We start from the raw sequence: 6,780 nt of genomic DNA on the forward strand, positions 1-6,780 counted from the left end.
AAAACCTCAGCAAGAAAAAAATAATCCAAACAAATAAAATATTTGTACTTATAAAGTAAGAAAAGGAGAAGGCCTGAGCTTTTCTCCTTTTTTTGTTAGTGATATTGCTTATTTTTGTGGTACGATGCCAGATGATGTTGAAGAAGAACCACCGACATCAGATGCAGAATACCCTATAAGCCAAACCCAAGAAATTAAGCAGCAAGGGATTCAATGGCTCAATGATAATGTGTTTCGTTTATGGCCTAATGTTGCTCAACAAGGTCAATTTGACTGGGATACCTTGCTTGACCCTGAAAACAGACAAGGCGAGCAACGTTTTGATGCACAATATTGGCAAGCAAATGTATATCCTTCAGAACGTTATACTTTATCGTTGGCGGGTACTAATAAATACAGGCTAACCCCTGATGGTTCAGATTTCCATAACTTATACCTTGCTGGTGATTGGGTAGATAATGGGTTTTTAAATGTTGGTTGTATCGAGGCGACTGTAATTTCAGGATTACAAGCGGCTGAAGCGATTACAGGCACATCATTTGATATTGTTAAGTAGTTGATTTATCAATTTGTGTAAATAACAAGGCTTGTTTTTCTGTTTCACTAAACCGAAATTCAACACTTTGTTATTCACTTGATTTTAGGTTCGTGTCATTTTTCTAAATACCTGTTCTAAAGGCCCCATTTTAAAATGCTGTAGCCATATCACGCTAAGAATGATACTCAGAATACAAAAAATGCCAGCACTGAATAAAGCAAATTCAATTGGCTGTTGTTCAAGCATTCCTATCGATTCCAAAAATCCCATTCCGATAATTACATGAGCGACATAAAGTGTGAGTGATAATTGTCCTGTTTGAGCTAGCCATTTGATAATTAAGTTGTTAGGCAAACGTTCTGCAATTGTTAAGCAACTGATTATTATGACGACTGCTGAACTACTTGCAGCAAGGATATATTGTGGCATTGGCGGAATAGCTGAAGTCAGAAAAATAGCTCGATCAGTTTCATCAATATTATTAAAAAAATGATACAGGCCATAAGACAGTACTTCTGTTCCAATCCAAGCTAATAAAGCATACATAAAAAGCGTCTTTCGAGTCTGGGTTGAAGCTAAATTTTGTCTACCCAACCAGATTCCAAACACTAAAAATGCAGCCCAAGGAAAAATAGGATGTATGCCATTAAACAATGTATGTCTAATAAATCCTTCCATTGTCCATAGGTTTTGATAAGTGAAAGTATCCCAAACCCAATTTTGTTCATAATCAAATAACAGCAGCAAAACTGGAAAAGCTAGTGTAAGTAGTGCGGTAATAATTAATAATTTTTGATCACTTACAGTAAAAATCATAGTGGCAATCAGAAAATAAAATCCATAATAATGCAAAATGTCTGCTTCCCAAATTGGCATGAAAATCACCCCAATCACAATAAGCAACAAAGCCCGTTTCAATAAAGTTATTCGAGCTGTATAAAGCATAGCTAAATCTTTTGATAAGTATGCTTTGTTCGTCAAAAAACTAATACCAACACCAGCCAATATGACAAATAATGCAGAAGCGCGACCCTCAAATAAAGTAGCAAATCTTATCAGCCATTCATTTCCACCAACTTGTTCACTCATGACAATTTTAAAATTGACGATCACCATGCCGAAAATAGCCAATGTTCTGGCAACATCAAATCCTATAACACGTTGTTTCATTTTTGGCTCTCTATAGAATTGATTTGAAATCTACAATTATAATGTTTTTATCAATATGAAAGACACAGAGCATCTAAATTGTATTCCAATGGAGACCGTTAGAACAAGAAAAAAAGCCAATGGTTTCAATCATCAACAAGGTGGATTCATAACGTTTTGCCGTAGGCTCGGGCGGTTGCTCAGAATTGTGAGCATGATGACGTTGCACAAGTGCAGGTGTGTAATTTATAAGTGCTTCTAAGGTGGGCATTGCACTGACAGAAGATTACTTGAGACATAATATTTACACCATAATATGTTGTTAGGGTTTTTGGTGTTTATAGAAATCAAATATATTGATAGAAAATCATCGTGCTACCACTGATAATCTATTGGAAACAGTTCTTTCATCTCTTTATCTTCATCATAAGGCAATTCTTCTAGCCTTTGGTGGCATTTTTCAAAACTTCGATGTCTTAATAAAAATGTTTTTGTTGAAAGTGACTCAAGCTTATATGCTTCATTATAAGTAACTACTAACATCTTTAAAATTTTTGGAAGCCAAGCTTTAACTATACGTTTTTTAATAAACTCCTTATCATTGTAGCGTTGGTTATCAATAATGCTGTTTATATAGTCACACTCGACTAAAATACTAGCCATCAGTGCTAAAATAAAATATTTGCTTTCCGTAAAAATTACATTTTTCTTAATTCTCTCATAAAGACGAATTTTCTTTTGCTGAAAAATGGTGTCATCTGATACATCTTTAGCATCTTGACTATTGAAAATTAAAGAATTTTCTATGACTGACTTTATAGATTGATAATCATTATCAGTCATAATCAATTTTATTAATTTGCTGTAGTTTTTTGACTCTCTTTCAATAATATCGTAAAGCTCATAAGCTAAAATAAGCTCTTTAACTTTGCTTGGTGTATCATCATCAAATATTTCACCATACACATCATCTTCATTATCAAGAATATATTTTGCGCCAACATCCTTGGAACTAGGTTTTCCTAGATAAGCTTGATACAGACTTACTAATTTTTCAATATGCAGATTTTCAGTTTTATGTTGAAAATCTTGTAATTTCTGTCCCAATACGAAATGTTTATGGTTTGTAATATATTTTCGCTCGCCTCGTTTAATTTCATAAAAATACCCTTCCTCAGAAAATGCCTTCTGTAATGCTAACTGCTCTTTTTTGTTAGAGTAAAAATCTCTACTTTTGACAGAGTTTTGAGTATTATTATATTCAATAACTCCTTTCTCAAAAACTGTTTCATTTTTCTCAGATTTAATCAATCTAAACATGACTTTCAGCCTACTAAAATCTTTGTAAACTTCTTGCTGAGCAACTTTTTCATCTCCACATTTACGCACAGCTTTACTTAACATTTTTTTATATGCTGAATAAATAGAGTCAACTGTTTGTGCACCATTAATAATTTGAGGGAGAGTAACATGAATTTTTCCTGTGTTAGAATGATATCTAAATCCTTCACAGGTTATTGTGATGCCATTATTGTAAAAATAAAATAACTCTTGTGCGCTGGTCGCGGTATCAATAATTTGCTTATTAACCTTATTTTCACCCAACGAATATCGAATATTTTTATCAAAAAGCTTAAAGCCATGTTCTTCTCGTAGCCTAATTAACTCATCAGCAGTCAAAATAGAAACTAAAGTACGATGAGAGCCAATTTTAGTCTGTATGACTTGATTATCGCTATTAAATTTAATAGTTAGAGTAAACTCACCTAATTTTTCAAGGCTAAGTAAAGATTCATACTCTTTGTATTTTTTAATTAAATGATCTATTCCAAAATACTCGAATGTCACATCATCAGCCTCATTAAATGAATCTATTATTGACTCATTTTCAAGTTTTCCTCCCAAGGCAGCAAAAATCATTCTCACTGTATATTTCTTCTTTCTACAAATAGCATAACGTTCAGCTATTTCTCGAATCCTTGAGTTTTTATGATTATCAATGTAGGTAGTATTTTTAAGGTTCTTATTTACATTATAAAAGTAAGCAAGGTCTTGTTTTTTTGTTGTTGAAAAGCTTTTCTCTGACTTTACCGATTTAAATTGAAAAAATACAAGCTCTTTATTTGATGTGTCTTCAAAAAAAGCATCAATAGAGTCATCATTAACATCTAGCCCTCTTACACATTCATATATTTCGTCTTCATTTAGTCTAGGATAAAAGGTGCTGATAGCCCATAAAGGGAATCCTTCCTCTATTGATAAACCCTTATCTAATGAGAATTTTTTAATTATTTTAAAGAAGTCTTTTGCTATCATATGGTGAGTAACTAATAGGGAGTCATTTATTGAAAACAACTGGTTATTTTACATTTTTTATCTGAAAAAGCAAATTGCAACTATCATTGAATTAAGGGGATAAGTAGATTGTTTTCTGTCCTGAGCCAAATGTCGCTTGTATGATTTTTTCGTGAAATTTTAAAATATCATACTTAAGCCTTTTATGATTGAATACAATAAACAAGTAAAAAAAAGCACCCTCAACATAATGTCAAGAGTGCTCATGGTTTACAGTTTAAACAAAACGCTTAAGATTAATCGTCTTGCTCTGCATAATCACCATACTCATCAGCATCGCCAATGATTTCATATACAAAGGTTTGTTGTTCACCATCTGGTGTGACTAACACAGCCAAGCTGTCATCATCACCCGCAGGCAAAATTGTTGGAATAGTCACAGAAACATCTAGCTCAACATCAACATCAAATGTAGGCACAACACGACCTAATTTATTGCCATAAACCATATATATCTGACCACCAGAGTGCATGAAGTAGTTGCCATAACGATTAGCATCTAACAAGCCTTCGCGTGCTGTTGCTAATAAATCTAAGTCTGCAATCGCAGGACGAATGGTTTGTTTAAAGCCATCTTCATATACGATGACGGCTTTTTCATCAATACCGCGCGTACCCGTGATACTAATACCAACCGATAACTCAGGTTCTGCCACTTCTAACTCTGAATCAAATACACCGAAAATAGTCCGATTCAATTGAGGCACTTGCAAGCGTGTAATACCGCGTTTATCAAGCTTCACTGAACCACCCGGAATCACTTTCATAATATGCTCAGGATTACGAGGAGCTGGCAATAAGCGTGTTTTCAGACCTGTTGAAGTCACTAACACGATACGCCCACCTTTATCAGTTGTAATACCTTCTGGCGTACCCTCTTCTACAGTTTCAAAACCGCTTTCATCTGGGATGAAGTTGTAAGTAATACCTGCAAAATCACCAGAGCCTTGTACTGCAAAAATACCGTTGTTTTGAACGCTGGTAAATTGGCCAAAGTTCAAATTCACAAAAGTTTGATTGACTTGTTGAATCACAGTTTGATTTAAACCTGAAATATTCAATGGTGAATTAAAATCAGGAATTTCAGGCAATTCGACTGAGTCAGGCACGGTTAATTGTGGTGTTTTCACAGAAGGTAAACGTAATTTGCCTGTAGGTAATTTATAAAAACCCGTGTCAGAATTAATTTCTATATTCAAATTAATCAACACAGATTGAGGCAAGTCACGCGATTCAACATTAGAGTTCAAAAGAATCCAAGAAATATCACGTTGAGGAATTTGAGGTAATTTAGCTTCTTCCAATTGCTCTAGGATTTCAACACCTTTTTCTTCCACAATCTCAGTAGCTAAGCCACCAATATTTTCAGGTGTAAAACCGCCTAACTCTTTAGGTTCAATATTTTTAAACTGCTCAATATTAAAGCCGCTGACTGTTTCACGTTTGAAGTATTCAATATGCTCAAACTTAAAGCCAGATACCGCTTTAGGCTCAATATTCTTGATTTGATTTTTTTGGAAGCCACGCGCTGATTTAGGTTTAACTTTTTCAATATGTTTCTTAGTCAAGCCTTTGCACGCTTTAGGTGGAATATAAGCAATTTGCTGCTCGTCAAAGCCTGCTATTGCATCTACAGGAATTTGAGTAACTTGGCTTGCAGTTAAGTTGATAATGATTTGAAGTGACAAGTTAGAAATTAACTCAATATTCAAGTTAGGGAAGTCAATGTCTTCAATGCTTGGCTCATCATTACAATCGTCTTCATCTTCACACACTGGTGGTTCAACATTGCAATCGTCTTCATCTTCACACACTGGTGGTTCAACATTGCAATCGTCTTTGTCTTCACACACTGGTGGTTCAACATTGCAATCGTCTTCGTCTTCACACACTGGTGGTTCAACATTGCAATCGTCTTTGTCTTCACACACTGGTGGTTCAACATTGCAATCGTCTTCGTCTTCACAAACTGGTGGTTCAACATTGCAATCGTCTTCGTCTTCACAAACTGGTGGTTCAACATTGCAATCGTCTTCGTCTTCACAAACTTCGACTGGTTGAGCTTCAAGAATGATGTTTGTATCAATCGCTAAACGTGATGTTTGAGTACGGCGTTCTGCAAAGAAGAAACTTAAAACATAGTCATTACCTGTCTCTAATTCTAAGTCATCAAGTTCGATCGTTGCTTCTTCAAAGTCATGCACACCACCTAAATCAATGATTAACTCACCGTCAAGGAATACCCATAAGTCATCATCAGAACCGACAGTTAAAAATTGCTCTGGCTCGCTGATAAAATTAGCATGTAATTCATAAGTGAAGTGATAGTTATGTTGACGACCTTCATTGCCTAAAAACTCGTCATCAATTGGGAAGAATTCGTCTAATAAGAAGCTATAAGTACCGCCTTCTTCTTCATAAGCTAACTCAACTAAATGTGGACGACCTTCTAAATCATCGAGATACCATTCATCTAATGCAGAAATATTACAAGCATTACCATCAATCGCAATTGGTAAAATAAAGTCTTCAGCTAAGAATGGTTCAACACAACCTTCTTGTACACCTGTGACTGTGCCTTCAACATCTGGATGATCGGCTGGCAAATCACGTACAAAACCAATTAATTCTAAAACTTCAGGGATTTCGATAACAATTTCGCCATCGTCATGATCTGTTGTTGGGTTGCCATTTTCATCAATAACATCAGGATTAGTTGTATCTGGATTGCCCAACTC

The 6,780-nt window shown here is 34.9% G+C and carries 5 protein-coding genes; 1 reads left to right on the forward strand and 4 read right to left on the reverse strand.

The genetic code is table 11. From position 1 onward, the window contains the following. The first annotated feature begins 124 nt into the window (after positions 1 to 124). Positions 125 to 556 carry an FAD-dependent oxidoreductase gene (locus ABXH34_RS04410; RefSeq protein ID WP_353570655.1) on the forward strand — a complete coding sequence of 144 codons (432 nt, stop codon included), beginning with the start codon at positions 125 to 127 and terminating at the stop codon, positions 554 to 556. Between the two features lie 84 nt (positions 557 to 640). Here the strand turns inward: ABXH34_RS04410 and ABXH34_RS04415 are convergent, their stop codons facing one another. The 4 genes from ABXH34_RS04415 to ABXH34_RS04430 all read right to left on the reverse strand — a co-directional run. Continuing rightward, positions 641 to 1,708, reverse strand: a complete 1,068-nt coding sequence (locus tag ABXH34_RS04415) for a DUF418 domain-containing protein (RefSeq protein ID WP_353570656.1) — start codon at positions 1,706 to 1,708, stop codon at positions 641 to 643. A gap of 73 nt (positions 1,709 to 1,781) precedes the next feature. Beyond that, positions 1,782 to 1,958 (reverse strand): hypothetical protein, encoded by a 177-nt coding sequence (locus tag ABXH34_RS04420; RefSeq protein ID WP_353570657.1) that lies wholly within the window; start codon positions 1,956 to 1,958, stop codon positions 1,782 to 1,784. A gap of 104 nt (positions 1,959 to 2,062) precedes the next feature. Continuing rightward, the gene (locus ABXH34_RS04425; RefSeq protein ID WP_353570658.1) at positions 2,063 to 4,003 is read right to left on the reverse strand and encodes an AIPR family protein; all 1,941 of its coding nucleotides are present in this window, start codon (positions 4,001 to 4,003) and stop codon (positions 2,063 to 2,065) included. Positions 4,004 to 4,278: 275 nt separating this feature from the next. After that, the coding region (locus tag ABXH34_RS04430) for a fibro-slime domain-containing protein (RefSeq protein WP_353570659.1) at positions 4,279 to 6,780 on the reverse strand (2,502 nt) is incomplete at its 5' end.

It is taken from the genome of Candidatus Albibeggiatoa sp. nov. BB20 (assembly GCA_016744725.1).
GTDB lineage: Bacteria > Pseudomonadota > Gammaproteobacteria > Beggiatoales > Beggiatoaceae > Albibeggiatoa.

Excerpts from the sequence above, each read along its gene's own strand:
- ABXH34_RS04410 (WP_353570655.1), top strand. The coding sequence starts at position 125 with ATGCCAGATGATGTTGAAGAAGAACCACCGACATCAGATGCAGAATAC.
- ABXH34_RS04420 (WP_353570657.1), bottom strand. The coding sequence starts at position 1,958 with ATGCCCACCTTAGAAGCACTTATAAATTACACACCTGCACTTGTGCAA.
- ABXH34_RS04415 (WP_353570656.1), bottom strand. The coding sequence starts at position 1,708 with ATGAAACAACGTGTTATAGGATTTGATGTTGCCAGAACATTGGCTATT.
- ABXH34_RS04425 (WP_353570658.1), bottom strand. The coding sequence starts at position 4,003 with ATGATAGCAAAAGACTTCTTTAAAATAATTAAAAAATTCTCATTAGAT.